Here is a 16,453-nt window from a genome sequence, read left to right on the forward strand (position 1 = left end):
GCGCCGCGACGCCTTGCCCGGCGGCCGCCGCCGGGAGTCATCCGATCTTCTTGAGTTCCTTCTTGAACAGCTGCTGCCGCTGCACGTAGCTCTCCACCCCTTTGCGGATGCGCGCGATGTCCTCGTCGGTCAGCTCGCGCACGACCTTGGCGGGCGCGCCCAGGATCAGGGAGCGATCGGGGAAGACCTTGCCTTCGGTGACGATGGCGCCCGCGCCCACCAGGCAATTCTTGCCGATGACCGCCCGGTTCAGCACCACCGCCTGGATGCCGATGAGCGAACCGTCGCCGATGGTGCAGCCGTGGAGCATGGCCTGGTGGCCGACGGTGACGTAGTCGCCCACGATGAGCTTGAGGCCGGGATCGGTGTGCAGCACCGCGCCTTCCTGCACGTTGCTCGAATCGCCCAGGACGATGTCGTCGTTGTCGGCGCGGATCACCGCCCCCGGCCAGACGCTGGCGTTTTCGCCCAGCCGGGCCTTGCCGATGACCGTGGCGCCTTCGGCCACGTATGCGGATGCTGGAATGTGGGGCGCGTCGGCGCCGAGCTGATAAACCGCCATGTCGATGTCCCTGCCCGAATGTTTTTAATCGGCTACTCTGTAGTTGCTATAATAAGAGGTTTCTTAAAGTCGGAAAGTGCAAGCATGGGGCCGTGCGCCTTGCGGCTTTCCCCGGCAGCATTGCAGTACAAGAACTCGCAGTAGAAGAACGTTCACCTCCGGCGCGAGCCGGGCCGAATGAATAAATGGGGGTAAGTGGGCCCCGCGGAGACGCCTGCAGGAAGAGTTTTCCCGCCGTGTCCACCCGTCCGTCCGGACGGTCGGAACCAGCAGGAATGGCAGGAGACAAGGCATCCGTGAGTCGCGTATCCCTAGCCTGATTTTTAGGAATTTAGGTCGAGGTTTTCATGAAGCGTGTGCTGTCCCTGATGCTTGTTGCGAGCGGAGCGATGTTGGGCGCGGCCGCCGTGCCGTCCCTGGCCGCCGATGCCCAGCCCCGGCCCAAGGTCGATGCGGCCAAGGGCGAGCAGTTGTTCACCAATGGCGATCCTGCCCGCAACATCATTTCCTGTGCCAGTTGCCACGGCCCTGGCGGCAACAGCCCCGGCGCCGCCAATCCCAAGCTGGCCGGACAGCACCCCGAATACCTCTACAAGCAGCTCGTCAACTTCAAGGTCAAGGAAGGCGCCAAGACTCCCGAGCGGGTCAACGCGGTCATGAACGCCAACGTGGCCGGCCTGACCGACGAAGACATGCGCAACATCTCCGCCTACCTCGGCGCCCAGACGCTCAAGCCCGCCGTGGCCAAGAACAAGGACACGGTCGAGCTCGGCCAGCGCATCTTCCGCGCCGGCATCGCCAGCAAGGGCGTGCCGGCCTGCGTCTCGTGCCACAGCCCCAACGGCGCCGGCATCCCCTCCCAGTATCCCCGCGTGGGCGGCCAGTTCGCCGAATACACCGAGGCCCAGCTGGTGGCGTTCCGCAGCGGCGCGCGGCACAATAACGTTCCGATGGCGCAAATCGCCAACAAGATGTCCGACGCCGAGATCAAGGCGGTGGCCGACTACATCGCCGGCCTGCGCTGACCGCGCGGCCTGGAACCACCGCCGTTGCGAACGGTCACTCAAGGGGCGGAGTTTCCGCCCCTTTCGCATTCCATGGCACGGCTACCCCGGCATCCGTGCAGCGCGGCCCAAGGTCCGCCATTCCGATCATGACGATAGCTTCAACCCCAGCATCCCGGCCGGCCTCCCGGCGACTCGGCGCCGATCTGTTCGAACTGCTGACTTCCATGCGGTTCGCCGTGAGCCTGCTGGTCTTCATCTGCCTGGCGAGCATCGTCGGCACGGTGCTGGTGCAGAACCAGCCGTCGAACAACTACGTCAACCAGTTCGGTCCGTTCTGGTACGAGGTGTTCGAGACCTTCTCGCTCTACCACGTCTATAACGCCTGGTGGTTCCTGCTCATCATGGGCTTCCTGGTGGTGTCCACCAGCCTGTGCATCATCCGCACCTCGCCCAAGATGATCCGCGACATGCGTTCGTTCAGGGAGAATGTCCGCGAGAACAGCCTCAGGGCATTTCATCACCGCGCGGAATTCGCATCGCCGGCGGCCCCGGGGCAAGTGGCCGAAGCGGTGGCGGGGCTGCTCAAGCAGCGGGGCTACGCGGTGCGCACCAAGGCCGGCGGCGGCGCCACGCTGGTGGCAGCCAAGACCGGCAGCGGCAACCGGCTGGGCTACATTTTCGCGCACACCGCCATCGTCATCGTCTGCATCGGCGGGCTGCTCGACAGCGAGCTGCCGGTACGGCTGCAGATCTGGCTGGGCGGCAAGCAACCCTTGTTCGAGAACATGGCCATCGCCGACGTGCCTCCCTCCGGGCGCCTCGGGGCCGGCAACCCCAGCTTCCGCAGCAGCGTTCTCGTGCCCGAAGGCGGCAAGGCGCGCAACGCCATCGTCATGGTGGACGACGGCGCGCTGGTGCAACCCCTGCCGTTCACGCTGGAACTGAAGAAGTTCATCGTCGAATACTATTCCACCGGCATGCCTCGCCTGTTCGCGAGCGAGGTCGAGGTCACGGACAACGACACCGGCGAGCGCTTTCCCGCCACCATCAAGGTCAACGAACCCCTGCGGTACAAGGGCGTCACCGTCTACCAGTCCAGCTTCGACGACGGCGGCAGCACGCTCGAACTGACCGGCTACGCGCTGCGCGGCAACCAACCCTATACATTCCCCGTCGCGGGCAAGGTGGGCGGGACCGCCCGGCTGGTGGCCGACGGCGCGGCCGGCAATGACGCGTTGAAGGATCTGTCGGTCGAGTTCAGCGGCTTTCGTCCGATCAACGTCGAGAATTTCGCCAATGGCCGCGTCGGCGCGGCCGAGCCCAAGGCCTTGCGCGAGCATGTGGCGGCCGTGTCGGGCAGCGCGGCGCGCGTGGGCCAGAACGACGATTTCCGCAACGTCGGACCGAGCGTGCAGTACAAGTTGCGCGACGCCAGCGGCCAGGCGCACGAATTCCACAACTACATGCTGCCGGTCGAGGTCGACGGCGTGCGGGTCTTCCTGTCCGGCGTGCGCACCAATCCCGACGAGGAGTTCCGCTATGTGCGCATGCCGGTCGATGCCGACAATTCCCTGAAGGAATTCATGGACCTGCGCGCCACCCTGCAGGATCCCCAGGCGCGGGCGCAGGCGGCGCGCCGGTTCGCCCAGGGCAACCGGCATGCCGCCGGCGGCGCCGGCGACGAACTCACCGCGCAATTGCAGGCCTCGGCCGAGCGGGCGCTCGATACCTTCGCCAATGGCGGATTGCAGGCCATTGCGCGCTTCCTGGAGACCAACGTCGCCGCCGCCGAGCAGCAGCGCGCGGCCGACGTCGTCGTCAAGCTCCTGGGCGGGGCCATGGCCGAACTGCGCGCGGTCGAGCGGGAACGCAGCGGCCGGCCGCCGCTTCCCGCCGACGGGCCGGCCGCGGCCGAGGCGACGGCCTGGAACCAGGTTGCCGTGGCCGCGCTGTCGGACCTCTTCCTGTATCCCGCTCCGGTCGTGCTGGGGCTGAAGGATTTCCACCACGTGCAGGCCAGCGTCTTTCAAATGAGCCGGACCCCCGGTAAAAATGCGGTATACCTGGGATGCGTGCTGTTGATCCTGGGCGTGTTCTCGATGTTCTACATCCGCGAGCGCCGGGTCTGGCTGTGGGTCAAGCCGGGGAACGGCGGCCAGGGCGCGCAGACCTTGATGGCCATGACGTCCCAGCGGCGCACGCTGGACTTCAACCAGGAATTCGAGCGGCTCAAGGCGGATATCGCCGCGTTGCCGCCGCATCAGAAAGGGTAGCAAGCATGGAATTGACTTCATCCACCCGCGGGGATGCCGGCAGGCCCGCACGCCGGGGCATCGACGCCCCGCGCAAGGTCGATTGGACCGATGCCGTCTTCGCCTTGCTGCTGGCGGCCGGCGCGGCCTTCGCCTTCCAGCGGGTGGGCGGCATCATGAATTACTACGACAAGGCCATCCTCGTCGGCGCCGTCGTGGTGCTGGCGTGGCTGGGCTGGCTCTGGCGGCCGCTGCGGGCACTGATGGTGGCGGTGGCCATCAGCGGCGGCCTGGCGGTCGCGCTCTACCAGGGCGATCTGGCACGGGCGGAGCAGGCCTTCTTCCTCAAATATCTGCTGTCTTCCCAATCCGCCATCCTCTGGATGTGCTCGCTGTTCGCGCTGGCCACGGTCTGTTATTGGATAGGCTTGATCGCGCGCAGCGGCACGGCAGCCTGGCTCGGTACCGCGCTGACCTGGAGCGCCGTCTTTGCCGGGCTGACCGGCCTCCTGGTGCGCTGGCACGAAAGCTACCTGCTGAGCCCGGACATCGGCTACATCCCGGTCAGCAACCTGTACGAAGTCTTCATCCTGTTCTCGCTGATCACCGCGCTGTTCTATCTCTACTACGAGCGCCGGTACGACACGCGCAGCCTGGGCGGCTTCGTGCTGCTGGTCATCGCATCGGCCGTCGCCTTCCTGCTCTGGTACACCTTCGACCGCGGCGCGCAGCAGATCCAGCCGCTGGTGCCCGCCCTGCAAAGCTGGTGGATGAAGCTGCACGTGCCCGCCAACTTCATCGGCTACGGCACGTTCTCGCTGGCGGCCATGGTTGCGTTTGCCTATCTCGTCAAGGCCCACGGCAAGACCACCTCCTGGGTGCGGCTGGCGCCGCTGTTCGTGCTGGGCGTGCTGCTGGCGGTCGAGCCCATGGTGTTCCGCCAGAGCGGCATGCCCGCCTACTGGATGATCTACGCCGGCGTCGCCGCGCTGATCGTCGGCGGGATCCTGCTGGGCCGCCGCCAGCTCGCCGAGCGCCTGCCCGCCCTCGAGGTGCTGGACGACATCATGTACAAGGCCATCGCCGTGGGCTTCGCGTTCTTCACCGTGGCCACCGTGCTGGGCGCCCTGTGGGCGGCCGACGCCTGGGGCGCCTATTGGCAATGGGATCCCAAGGAAACCTGGGCCCTGATCGTCTGGCTCAACTACGCCGCCTGGCTGCACATGCGCCTCATCAAGGGACTGCGCGGCAACCTCGCCGCCTACTGGGCGCTGGTGGGACTGCTCGTGACCGGCTTTGCGTTCCTGGGCGTGAACATGTTCTTGTCGGGGCTGCATTCTTACGGCGAGCTGTAGGTAGTTCCCCCCCTACGCGCTGACGCGCGCCCCCCAGGGGGCGATGCGGGTGGACCGGCGGAGCCGGATCCACCGCATCCTGGGTCTAGTACCGCTTTCTTGGAATGTGGCGCCGGTGCTTCGCTGGCTGCCAGCGGTAGCAACGGTGCCGCTACCCAAGAAAACCGTGCTAGACCCAGGGCGCCGCGGATCCGGCTTTGCCGGTCCGCCAGCGCCGCCCCCTTGAGGGGGAGCGGCCGAAGGCCGCCAGGGGGTGGGCTTCCTCTTCCCTCTATCGAATCTTTTTCGACATCCCCTGTCTATACTCGGAATGCGCGGCGGGATACCCTCTGCCGTGCGCACGGACTCCTGGAGATTGCCATGCTGATACACAGGCCTTCCGATATCGTGTCTTCCGAGATCACGCCCGAGGCGGTCTACCGCGACCGGCGGCGGTTCATGCTGCAGGCCGGGCTGGCTGCGTCGGCGATGGGGCTGGCGGGGTGGAGCGACCGGCAGGCGTTCGCGCAGACGACCGGCGTGAAACTGGCGGCGCAGCGCAACGGCGCTTTCGTGGTGATGGACAAGCCGACGTCGCAGAAGGACGTCACCACCTACAACAATTTCTACGAGTTCGGCACCGACAAGGGCGATCCGTCCGATCATGCGGGCCGCTTCCGCACGTCGCCCTGGACCGTCGCCATCGAAGGCGAGGTGGGGAAACCCCAGACGCTGTCGCTCGACGACCTGCGCAAGCTGGCGCCGCTGGAAGAGCGGGTCTACCGCTTGCGCTGCGTCGAGGGCTGGTCCATGGTGATTCCGTGGATAGGCTATTCCCTCGCCGCGCTGATCCGCCGCGTGGAGCCCACCGGGAACGCGAAATTCGTCGAGTTCGTCACCGCCGTGCAGCCGGACACCATGCCCGGGTTGCGTACGCGCGTGCTCGAATGGCCCTATGTGGAAGGGCTGCGCATGGACGAGGCCATGCATCCGCTGACCTTGCTGACCTTCGGCGTGTACGGCGAAACGCTGCCCAACCAGAACGGCGCGCCGGTGCGGGTCGTCGTGCCGTGGAAGTACGGCTTCAAGTCGGGCAAGTCGCTGGTGAAGATCCGCTTTGTCGAGAAGCAGCCCATGACCAGCTGGGTCAAGGCGGCGCCCCAGGAATACGGCTTCTACGCGAACGTGAATCCCGACGTGCCCCACCCGCGCTGGAGCCAGGCGACCGAACGGCGCATCGGCGAGGACGGCCTGTTCTCTCCCAAGCGCAAGACGCTGAAGTTCAACGGTTATGCCGAACAGGTGGCGTCGCTCTATAGCGGCATGGACCTGGCCCGCAACTACTGACGTGGCCGCTCCCCCTTCCGCCGTGCCGCAGCGGTCGAGTGCGGCCCGAACCGAACCGCGCATATTCGGCCTGGCGGTGGGCCGCTTCAAGGTCCTGCTGTTCGCCGTCGCGCTGCTGCCGCTCGCGCGCTGGATCTGGCTGGCCGCCACGGACGGGCTCACGGCCAACCCGGTCGAGTTCCTGACCCGTTCCTCCGGCACCTGGACCCTGGTCGCCCTGCTTGTCACGCTCGCCGTCTCGCCGCTGCGCAATCTGCTCGGCCAGCCGGCCTTGCTGCGGGTGCGCCGCATGTGCGGCCTGTTCACGTTCTTCTACGCCTGCCTGCACTTCACCACCTACATCTGGTGGGACCAGTGGTTCGACGTCGTTTCGATCTTGCAGGATGTGGCCAAGCGGCCTTTCATTACCATGGGGTTCGCCGGTTTCCTCGGCATGGCCGCGCTTGCCGCCACCTCGACGCGAGGCTGGATGCGCCGCCTGGGGCCGCGCTGGCAAACGCTGCACAAGCTGGTCTATGTCATCGGCGTGCTCGTTTTGTTGCACTATTGGTGGCAGAAGGCCGGCAAGAATGATTTTTCCGCGGTGTTTATCTACACTCTGGTATTTGCGGGGTTGATGGGGTGGCGCCTGGTGCGCCGGCGGGCTCGCCAGCCGTAGGGCTGCCCGGCCGGGGATGCACCCCCTCCCGCTTCACGACAACAACAAGGGGTGCGTCATGAACGAAGTCACGGTCGATTCCGCCAAGCTTCAGTCCGCCAAGAATCTCACTGCCGTGGTCTATGCGTTGTACGCGCTGTCGATCATCATCGGCATCAGCAGCATCGTGGCCATCATCATCAACTACGTCAAGAAAGGCGACGTGGCCGGCACCTGGCTGGAAAGCCATTTCCGCTGGCAGATCCGGACCTTCTGGTTCGCCGTGCTGTGGGGCGTCGTGGGCGCGCTGACGGTATGGGCCTTCGTCGGCTGGGTAGTGTGGTTCGCCGGCTTCATCTGGTTCATCTACCGCATCGTCAAGGGGTGGCTGAACCTGAACGACGGCAAGCCGATGTATGCCGCGTAAGCGGCCTACCGCTTATCCCGCCTGCAAGAGCGGATTTTTCCGCGTAGGCGCCGGCGGAAACGCAAAGGCCATCGCAAATGCGCCGGTCGCCACGGCGGCCGAGCCGAGATAGAGCCAGGCGTAGTTGTTGAAATTGTCGAAAATCCATCCTCCGGCCACCGGTCCGAAGGCCATGCCCAGGCTCGATGCCATCGTGGCTGCGCCGAAGACCGTGCCCATGATGCGCGGGCCGAAGTAATCGCGCGCAAGCACCGCGTACAGCGGCATCACGCCGCCATAGGCCGCCCCGAGCAGGACGGACAGGACGTAGAAGTCTCCGATCTGGCGGGCATTGGCATAGACGCCGATTACCACGGCCTGGACGAGCAGACCTCCGATCAGCACCCGCTTGGCTCCCAGCCTGTCGGCGAGGACGCCGAGCAGCAGGCGGCCGCCGAGCCCCGACAGACCCTCCACGCTATAGATCGACACGGCGGTCATCGGTGCGATGCCGCAGAAGGTGGCGAAGCTGACGACGTGGAAGATGGGGCCGGAATGCGCGGCGCAGCACAGGAAGAACGTCAGCGCGAGCGCCACGAACTGGGGCGACTTGAGCGCCCGCCGCACGGCGGTCTCCGCTTTGGGCGGCGCCGAGCCGGCTTCCTGCGGCGACTGTGCGCCGGGCGGCCGGCGGATGAAGAGGGCGGCCGGAATCAGCAGGGCCAGCGCGGCCATTGAAATGGCGGCCATCGCATTGCGCCAGCCGTATTCCAGGATCAGCCAGCTGGCGAGCGGCGATACGGTCATGGGCGCCACGCCCATGCCGGCCGACACCAGCGAGACGGCCAGGCCGCGATGGCGTTCGAACCATGTCGTGGTCACGGCCATGAGCGGCGCGAAGAAGGCGCCCCCCGCCACACCGACGAGCACGCCGTAGGCGAGCTGGAACGCCAGGAGCGAGGTCGCCCGGCTGGCGAGGAACAGCCCCAGTCCGAGCAGCAGCGAGGCCGCCAGGACGACGGGCCGGGCGCCGATACGGTCGCTGAGCGCGCCCCACCCGAATCCCGCCGCGCCCATGGCCAGGAAGACGAAGGTCATCGCCGCCGACACGCCCGCATGCGACCAGCCGGTATCCGTCGAGATCGGCTGCAGGTAGACCGCCAGCGAAAACATCGTTCCCGCGGCCACGCAGGTGATCAGGGCGCCGGCCGCAACAATGACCCAGCCGTAGGCGGGATCGGCCTTCGTGGGGGGCGCGGCGCGGGCGCCGGTTTCTTCCGTGTTCATCGCTGGACTCCGAACAGGTATTCGAGGTAGCGGCGCAAATGATCGATACTCGCGGCGGCGGGGCCGGCCCCGCCGGCCGCCTTGGCGAGGACGAAGCCGCCCTGTATCACCGCCTGCATGTGCAATGCCAGGCTCTCGGCCGTCCAGTCGCCGGTAATGCCGTACTTGCGCTTGGCGGCCTCGATGTCGGCCGCCAGCTCCTCGGCATGGCCGAGGATGTTGCGGCCGCAGGCGGCATTGATGTCCGGGTGGGTGAGGTAGGCTTCCTGGACGATGGTGCCCGCAAAGCAGGTGAAGTCGGGCAGGTCTCCGGCCAGCAGGGCCTTGCGGAAGTCCACATAGCCGAGCAGCCGCTCGAGCGGATCGTCGGCGCGCCGATAGGGCGCGGAGGCGAACACGGCCGCCGCATGGGCCTCCCAATGGGCAACGGCCGCCAGGTAAGGAGCGCGGGGCTGGCAAGGCATAGGCGGTTTTCCCTTCGGATTATGCAAAGGGGGGATAACCAAAACACAAATTTTCCGAAGGGCGTGGGCGTAATAAAGTCGCCGCATATGGAGACCGCCATCGACTCGGGTGACCCCTGAGCGCATTGTCGATCTCTACAACGACAATGGAGGAGAACCATGCTGTCCACGAAGACCCCCGCTCGTCTCGCGGCCGCCATTGCCGCCGGCCTCGCGCTATCGGGCGCTCCCGCTCTTGCGGCCGAACAGGGCTGGCCATCGAAGCCGGTGACCATCGTGGTGCCCTATTCGGCCGGCGGCCCCACCGACGTGGTGACGCGCATGCTGGCCGTGCCCATGGGCAAGTTCCTGGGCCAGACAGTGGTGGTCGAGAACACGGTGGGCGCGGGCGGCACGATCGCGCCGGCGCGCGTTGCGCGGGCCGATCCCGACGGCTACACCATCCTGATCCACCACATGGGCATGTCGACCGCGCCAGCGTTGTACAAGGACCTCCGGTACGATCCGCTGAAGGACTTCGAGTATGTCGGCCAGGTCATCGACGTGCCGATGACGCTACTGTCGCGCAAGGAGTTTCCCGCCAACAATTTCCAGGAACTGCTGGCCTACATCCGCGAACACCAGGACAAGGTTTCGCTGGCCGACGCCGGGCAGGGCGCCGTGTCGCAGCTGTGCGGAGCGCTGTTCATGCACCAGGTCGGCGTCAGGCTCACGGTGGTTTCCTACAAGGGCGCCGGTCCGGCGATGAACGATCTCATGGGCGGCCAGGTCGACCTGTTGTGCGACCAGACGACGCAGACGGCGCCGGTCATCAAGGACGGCAAGCGCGTGAAGGTCTTCGGCGTCACCACGCCGAACCGCCTGGCCAGCATGCCAGACATTCCGACGCTGGACGAGCAAGGCCTCAAGGGATTCGACGTCAAGGTCTGGCATGGCATCTATGCGCCCAAGGGCACGCCCGCCGCGGTCGTGAAGAAGCTCAACGACGCCCTGCGGGTGGCCCTGAAGGACGAAGCCGTGAAGAAGCGGCTCGATGGCCTGAACGCCGAGATCGTGCCCGAGAGCAAGCAGACGCCCGACAGCCTGCGCGAGCACCTTGCGGCGGAGATCGCCAAATGGGACAAAGTGCTGCGGGCCGCGGGCGCGCCGAAGAACTGAGCGCCGGTGCGCGCGGCGTCAGCGCGCGAACAGTTCGCGCACGACGCCGCGCAGCCACGCCAGCCCGGGTTCCCGCGCGAAGCGCTCGTGCCAGAACTGCGAGACGTCGTAAGGCGGGAGCCGCAGCGGCGGTTCGTACATCTTGACACCCCAGGCGTCTTCGAACGTGGCGGCCAGGGTCCGCGGAATCGTCGCGATGTAGTCGGTCTGGGCGACGATCCTGCCTATGGACAGGAAATGCCCGACGCGCAGCGCGATGGACGCTCCTACCGTCCTTGACGCGAGGATGCCTTCGAGAACGGGCGCATGTCCGGTGATCGAGCCGGACGATACGACATGGCCGAGCTTGCGGAAATTGGCCATGGTCAGCCTTGCCCGGATCTCCGGGTGGTCGCGCCTCGCGATGCACGCATACCTGGCGGTGAACAGGCGGTCGGACTGCAGGCCTTCCGGGTCGAGCCGGAGATGGCCGATCGCCAGGTCCACGCTGCCGTCGGCCAGCGCTTCGCGCAGCGCCTTTCCCTGGATCTGGCTGGTCCGCAGGTGCACGCCGGGGGCCAGGGCGGAGACGCGATCGGCCAGTTCGGGCAGGAAGACCTGCTCGCTGATATCGGACATCGCCAGGGTAAACACGCGCTGCTCGGCCTCGGGCACGAAGGGCGGCGTCTGCAGCGTCTGCCGGACGATGTCCAGGGCCTTGTGCAAGGACTCGCTCAAGCGATCGGCGAAGGGCGTGGGCAGCAGTCCATGAGGCTGCCTGACGAATAGCTGGTCGCCATAGGCGTGCCGCAGCCGCGTGAGCGCGCGGCTCATCGCCGGCTGGCTCAACCCCAGTTCCCGGCCCGCGACGGTGAGGTTGCGGCTGCCGTACACCGCCAGGAAAAGCTCCAGCAGGTTGAGGTCGACTTGATGGGAGAGTCGCTTGGGCATGGAAAGAGATATACCTCTTGTGCATGTCAGACATCAGTTCATTTCATTTTACGGATTTCACGTCGATTCGTAAGATGGGTCGCGTCGATGTCAGGAGACCCCATGCACAGCAGCGCCCATTACTTGCTCCAAGGTCTTGCCGACCTGGGCATTGATTACGTCTTTTCCAACCTGGGCACCGACCACGCCTCCATCATCGAGGAGCTCGCGCGCTGGCGCGAGCAGGGGCGGCCGCATCCGCGCTTCATGCTCTGCCCGCACGAAAACGTCGCCATCCACATGGCGGCGGGCTACGCCGCGATGACCGGCCAGGGGCAGGCAGTCATGGTCCACGTGGACGCTGGCACGGCCAATGCCGCCATGGGCATGCACAATATGTTCCGTTCGCGCCTGCCTGTCATGCTGATGGCCGGCCGCGCGCCCTATACCGTGCACGGCGAGCTGCCCGGATCGCGCGACAACTACGTGCATTTCGTGCAGGATCCCTTCGACATCGCCAGCCTGGTACGCCCTTACGTGAAATGGGAGTACACCCTGTCGACCGGCATCAACGCGCGCGAAGTGGTCAGGCGCGGGCATTCGGTCATGCAGAGCGATCCGCCGGGGCCGGTCTACCTGACCCTGCCGCGAGAAGCCCTGACCGAGGAGTGGGAAGAAGCGCGCGTACGCGGATTCGGCGAGGACAAGTACGGTGCCGTCCGCGCGGGCGGCACCGATGATGAGCGGGCCGGCGAAATCGCCGACGCCCTGCTGCGGGCCGAATGGCCGATGGCCGTCACGGCCTACCTGGGCCGCAAGGCCGAAGCGGTGGAAGCGCTGGAAGAACTCGCCCTGTTGTGCGGCATACGGGTGTACGAGTTCGCGCCGAGTTTTCTCGGCATGTCGCGGGATTCGCCGTGCTTCGGCGGCTTTGACCCGGGGGCGGCGCAGGCCGACGCCGACCTGGGGCTGCTGCTCGATGTGGACGTGCCGTGGCTGCCGAAGTATGCCGCGCAGCGGCCGGACATCCGATGGCTGCACATCGACGTCGATCCGATCAAGAAGGATTTTCCGATGTGGGGATTCGCCACGGACATGCGCGTCCAGGCCGACTGCGCCACGGTCCTGCGGCAGGTGATCTCCCTGGTCAAGGAACGGGCGGACCAGGCCTTCCATGACCGGGTGCGCCGCCGCCTGGCGCAGTACGAGGCGCAGGCCCGCACGCGCGCCGATGCGCAGGCCCGGGCCGCGGCCAAGCGCGGAACCCGCGGTGCGATCTCGCCGGCCTATCTGTGCGCGCAACTCAGCGCGGGCATTTCGCAGGACGACGTCGTCATCAACGAAGCCATCCGCAACGCGCCGGCCGTGCTGGGGCACATTCGCCGTACCCGGCCCCTTTCCCTGCTGGGCACGGCGGGCGGCGGGCTGGGCTACAGCGGCGGCATGGCCCTGGGGGTCAAGCTCGCGCGGCCCGGGGCGCGCGTCATCCAGGTCGTGGGCGACGGGGGCTTTCATTTCGGCACGCCGACCTCGGTGTACGACGTCGCCCAGCGCTACCGGCTGCCGATTTTCACCGTGGTCCTGGATAACGGCGGCTGGCAGGCGGTCAAGGAAGCCGTGCTGCGGGTTCACCCGGACGGCGCCGCCGCCGGCAGCAACGAATTCCATGCGCGCCTGGAAGGCGAGTCGCGCCGTTTCGACATGATCGCCCAGGCCTTCGGCGCCCACGGCGAGCGCGTCGAGGACCCCGACGAGGTGCCCGCGGCCATCGCCCGCTGCCTGCGCGCCGTCGACGAGGGCAGGGCCGCGGTCCTGCACGCGTGCATCGGCGGCATATAGCGGCCCTACGCAGGCGCCGGATCGCGCCCGCGAGAAGGCGCGCACGGCGATGCCAACAAAGAAGGACTACGAGTCCCGAGGAGGAAGACAGCATGCAAGTACGTCGCATCTTCAGAATGGCGGCAATGGCGTTCGTCCTGGCGCAGGCGGTGCCGCTCGCGGCCGCCCAGGCCGCGGAAGACCAGTATCCGGCCCGCCCCATCACCATCGTCGTGGGCTACGCGGCGGGAGGCGGCAACGATATCCTGGCGCGCATCGTGGCCGAGGAAATGTCCAAGGGACTCAAGCAACCCGTCATCGTGGAAAACCGGCCCGGGGTCGCTTCCATCGTGGGGGCGGGATACGTGGCCAAGGCCAAGCCTGATGGCTACACCCTGTTCTGGGGCGCAAGCGGCCCGATATCGTTCAATCCGGCGCTTTACGCCAAGCTGCCCTACAAGGTCGAGGATTTCACGCCGGTGACCCTGACCGCCACGTTTCCTCTGGTGCTGGTGGCCGACGCCTCGCTGCCGATCAGGACGGTGGCGGATCTGGTGGCCTATTCCAAGCAGCATCCGGACAAGGCCAACTACGGCTCGAGCGCCGCGTCGTTCCAGCTCGTCACCGAGCTGTTCAACGGCAAGACCGGCGCGCGCTTCGCGCATATTCCATACAAGGGCAGCAACGAGTCGATACAGGCGGTCATGGCCGGCAACGTCACCATGGCCATCACCGATCCCACGCCGGCCACGATAGGACTGCAGAGCAAGCGGATCCGCGCGCTGGCGGTGACCTCCTCGCGGCGTACCGAATTGCTGCCCGAGGTGCCGACCCTGAAGGAATCCGGCATCGACCTGGACGTCGAGCTGTGGAGCGGGCTGCTGGCGCCGGCCGGCACCCCGGCGTCCGTCGTCCAGGCCTTGCAGAAGGAAGTGGCGCGGGTCGTGGCGTTGCCGGAAGTCAGAAAGAAGATGGCGGCGCTGGGATGCCTCGCCAAGGCCAGTTCGCCCGAGGAGTTCCAGCGCCTCATCCAGTCGGAAGTGCCGTTCTGGACCAAGGTCGCGCGCGAAAACAACATCAAGATGGACTAGCGGCCCGGAGAAAGACCATGCAGATCACGCGTATCGCGGCCGTGCCGGTCAAGATGCCGGTCCAGGTCGACATCGCGGGGACGGGCGGCGTCGAGCAGACCATCCGGGCGTGCCTGGTGCGGGTCGAGACCTCGGCCGGGCTATGCGGCCACGGGCTGACTTCCATTACCGACGAGAAGGTCGTCGCCGCCGCGGTGAACGACGTGGCGGGGCCGGCCCTGGTCGGCGAAGATCCGATGAACCATGAGGCGCTGTGGGACCGGCTCTATTGGCTGCTCTGCCCGCGGGGCCAGACAGGTTACGCCTCGCACGCCATTGCCGCGCTGGACATCGCGTTCTGGGACATCAAGGGGAAGGCGCTGGGGCAGCCGGTCTGGCGGCTGCTGGGCGGCGCGCGCGCCCGGGTGCCCGTCTACGCGACGTTCGGTTTCGATTTCCTGGACCGGGGGATGCTCGCGCAAGCGGCTGCCGTCCTGAGCGGTCAAGGCTATCGCCACCTGAAGATGGTGGTCGGACACCAGGCGCTGCAGCGGCGGGACCGGGGCGGCCCGTCCCTGGACGAAATCATCGCCGAGGACGAGCGGCGCGTGCGCGCCGTCCGCGAGGCGGTGGGCGACGCCGCCGAGATCTATATCGATGCCAACTGCAGCCTCGATGCGTTCCATGCCCAGAGACTGGCCTCGAGGTTGTCGGATTGCCGCATCGCCTTCTTCGAAGAGCCGGTCACGCACAACGACATTCCGGCCATGGCCGACCTGCGGCAGCGGTGCGGGATCGCCGTGGCCGCCGGGCAGAACGAAGGCCTGGCGTTCCGCTTTCGAGACATGCTGGTCCATCGCGCCGTGGATTTCATCCAGCCCAACGTGGTGATCGGCGGAGGCTATACCCAATGCGTCCGCATCGCGGGGCTCGCCAGCGCCTTCAATGTCCCCATTACCAACGGCGGCGCTTTCCCGCTGCACAACATGCACTTGCATGCCGGCCTCGCCAACGGCGGGAAGGTCGAATGGCACCTGCCGACCGTGGCGCTGATGCACAGGCTCTTCGACGGGTTTCCCGAGCCCTCGGCCGGATGGCTGGACCTGCCGCAGGCGCCGGGCCTGGGCTTCGAGCCGAACGGGGAAACGCAGGAGCGGTTTCGCGGCTGAGCGAGGCCGCGCGACCGGCAATGAATGCTTCACGCGCACGAGGAGGCGATATGAGGCTTGCCTGTTTGATGTTGGGAAGCGCGGCCCTGTCCATGGCCGCGGCACCACCGGCCGGCGCGCAGGATGCCTGGACCACGCAGCCGATCAGGCTGGTCGTCCCGGCCTCGGCCGGAGGGTCCATGGATCAGATGGTCCGGCCCCTTGCCGCGGTGATGAGCCGGCTGTCGGGCCAGACTTTCATCGTCGACAATCGCAGCGGCGGGGCGGGCGTGCTGGCGCGGGAGTTCGTGGCCGGCGCGCCGCCGGACGGCACGGTGTTCCTGCTCGGCAGTGTCCATGAATTGACTCGCCTGGCGCTGACGCCCAATCTTCCCCATCCGCTGACCGGCCCGGATTTCGTCCCCATGGCGAAAATCGCCACGATGCCCAACCTCGTCGTCGTCAAGGCCGGAGGCGGCCTGGACGACATTGCGGAGCTCGTCGCCAAGGGCAAGCAGGGTTCCAAGGGCATCAGCTACGGCGTAGGCAGCATCGGCAACCTGCAGCACCTGGCCGGCATCACGTTCGCGCAAAGCGCCGGCGCCCATATGGTGGCCATCCCCTACAAGGGCAGCGCGCCGGCGCTCAAGGACCTGGCGGGCGGCCAGATCGACGTGCTGTTCGATACCATGCCCGCCGCCTCGACCTTCGTCCGCGAAGGCCGGCTGCGCGCGCTAGCCGTGACGTCGGCCAGTCGCTCGCCCTTGTTTCCCGACGTGCCGACCCTCAAGGAGCTTGGCTTCCCGCGCATGGTCCTGGGAACCTGGTATGGCGTGTTCGCGCCGTCCAAGCTGCCGCGGGACATCGCCGACGCCGTCATGGACCTGCTCAACCGAGCGTTGATGGACCCCGAGATCCAGCGCATGTGGCCGGAATGGGGAAGCGAGAAGCCGACTCGGCAATCCCGGGCGGAGTTCGCGGAATTCGTCCGGGACGAGGCCCGGCGCTGGCAGGACGCGGTGAGCCAGAGCGGTATCAAGGTGGAATAGGAAAC

The 16,453-nt window shown here is 66.8% G+C and carries 15 protein-coding genes; 11 read left to right on the top strand and 4 right to left on the bottom strand.

Features of this window, described 5'->3' with window-relative positions; translation table 11 throughout:
• Window positions 1–37: 37 nt before the first annotated feature.
• Window positions 38–562 carry a gamma carbonic anhydrase family protein gene (locus CDO44_RS09860; protein ID WP_087780055.1) on the bottom strand — a complete coding sequence of 175 codons (525 nt, stop codon included), beginning with the start codon at window positions 560–562 and terminating at the stop codon, window positions 38–40.
• A gap of 347 nt (window positions 563–909) precedes the next feature.
• Here CDO44_RS09860 and CDO44_RS09865 point away from each other — a divergent pair, with 347 nt between their 5' ends.
• The 6 genes from CDO44_RS09865 (at window position 910) to CDO44_RS09890 (ending at window position 7,566) form a co-directional block, all read left to right on the top strand.
• Entirely contained in the window at window positions 910–1,587 is a 678-nt protein-coding gene (locus tag CDO44_RS09865) for a cytochrome c (RefSeq protein WP_087780056.1), read from the top strand.
• Between the two features lie 128 nt (window positions 1,588–1,715).
• Window positions 1,716–3,842 carry a cytochrome c biogenesis protein ResB gene (locus CDO44_RS09870; protein WP_233146108.1) on the top strand — a complete coding sequence of 709 codons (2,127 nt, stop codon included), beginning with the start codon at window positions 1,716–1,718 and terminating at the stop codon, window positions 3,840–3,842.
• Between the two features lie 5 nt (window positions 3,843–3,847).
• Window positions 3,848–5,176, top strand: a complete 1,329-nt coding sequence (gene ccsB, locus CDO44_RS09875) for a c-type cytochrome biogenesis protein CcsB (RefSeq protein ID WP_087780058.1) — start codon at window positions 3,848–3,850, stop codon at window positions 5,174–5,176.
• Between the two features lie 360 nt (window positions 5,177–5,536).
• The gene (msrP, locus tag CDO44_RS09880; protein WP_087780059.1) at window positions 5,537–6,502 is read left to right on the top strand and encodes a protein-methionine-sulfoxide reductase catalytic subunit MsrP; all 966 of its coding nucleotides are present in this window, start codon (window positions 5,537–5,539) and stop codon (window positions 6,500–6,502) included.
• Window position 6,503: 1 nt separating this feature from the next.
• Window positions 6,504–7,160, top strand: a complete 657-nt coding sequence (locus CDO44_RS09885) for a sulfite oxidase heme-binding subunit YedZ (RefSeq protein WP_369824593.1) — start codon at window positions 6,504–6,506, stop codon at window positions 7,158–7,160.
• A 58-nt stretch (window positions 7,161–7,218) separates the two neighbouring features.
• Window positions 7,219–7,566 (top strand): hypothetical protein, encoded by a 348-nt coding sequence (locus tag CDO44_RS09890; RefSeq protein ID WP_087780060.1) that lies wholly within the window; start codon window positions 7,219–7,221, stop codon window positions 7,564–7,566.
• A gap of 12 nt (window positions 7,567–7,578) precedes the next feature.
• On the opposite strand, the gene CDO44_RS09895 is transcribed toward CDO44_RS09890, so the two are convergent.
• Complete coding sequence (locus tag CDO44_RS09895; RefSeq protein WP_087780061.1) at window positions 7,579–8,832, bottom strand: MFS transporter; 1,254 nt, start codon at window positions 8,830–8,832, stop codon at window positions 7,579–7,581.
• Window positions 8,829–9,296, bottom strand: a complete 468-nt coding sequence (locus CDO44_RS09900; RefSeq protein WP_087780062.1) for a hypothetical protein — start codon at window positions 9,294–9,296, stop codon at window positions 8,829–8,831. Before CDO44_RS09900 ends, CDO44_RS09895 begins: the two co-directional genes overlap by 4 nt.
• A gap of 159 nt (window positions 9,297–9,455) precedes the next feature.
• Between CDO44_RS09900 and CDO44_RS09905 the strand changes: the two genes are divergently transcribed.
• Window positions 9,456–10,454, top strand: a complete 999-nt coding sequence (locus tag CDO44_RS09905) for a tripartite tricarboxylate transporter substrate-binding protein (protein ID WP_087780063.1) — start codon at window positions 9,456–9,458, stop codon at window positions 10,452–10,454.
• 18 nt (window positions 10,455–10,472) lie between these two features.
• Here the strand turns inward: CDO44_RS09905 and CDO44_RS09910 are convergent, their stop codons facing one another.
• Window positions 10,473–11,384, bottom strand: a complete 912-nt coding sequence (locus CDO44_RS09910) for a LysR family transcriptional regulator (protein WP_087780064.1) — start codon at window positions 11,382–11,384, stop codon at window positions 10,473–10,475.
• A gap of 102 nt (window positions 11,385–11,486) precedes the next feature.
• Here CDO44_RS09910 and CDO44_RS09915 point away from each other — a divergent pair, with 102 nt between their 5' ends.
• The 4 genes from CDO44_RS09915 (at window position 11,487) to CDO44_RS09930 (ending at window position 16,448) form a co-directional block, all read left to right on the top strand.
• A complete protein-coding gene (locus CDO44_RS09915; RefSeq protein ID WP_233146109.1) occupies window positions 11,487–13,202 on the top strand; it encodes a thiamine pyrophosphate-requiring protein in 1,716 nt (571 codons plus the stop codon).
• Between the two features lie 92 nt (window positions 13,203–13,294).
• Window positions 13,295–14,272 (top strand): tripartite tricarboxylate transporter substrate binding protein, encoded by a 978-nt coding sequence (locus CDO44_RS09920; RefSeq protein ID WP_087780066.1) that lies wholly within the window; start codon window positions 13,295–13,297, stop codon window positions 14,270–14,272.
• Window positions 14,273–14,289: 17 nt separating this feature from the next.
• Window positions 14,290–15,420, top strand: coding sequence for a mandelate racemase/muconate lactonizing enzyme family protein (locus CDO44_RS09925; protein ID WP_087780067.1), 1,131 nt, complete (start codon window positions 14,290–14,292; stop codon window positions 15,418–15,420).
• A 50-nt stretch (window positions 15,421–15,470) separates the two neighbouring features.
• Window positions 15,471–16,448 (top strand): tripartite tricarboxylate transporter substrate binding protein, encoded by a 978-nt coding sequence (locus CDO44_RS09930; RefSeq protein ID WP_158213250.1) that lies wholly within the window; start codon window positions 15,471–15,473, stop codon window positions 16,446–16,448.
• Window positions 16,449–16,453: the final 5 nt, after the last annotated feature.

Source organism: Pigmentiphaga sp. NML080357, from assembly GCF_002188465.1.
Classification (GTDB): Bacteria; Pseudomonadota; Gammaproteobacteria; order Burkholderiales; family Burkholderiaceae_B; genus Pigmentiphaga.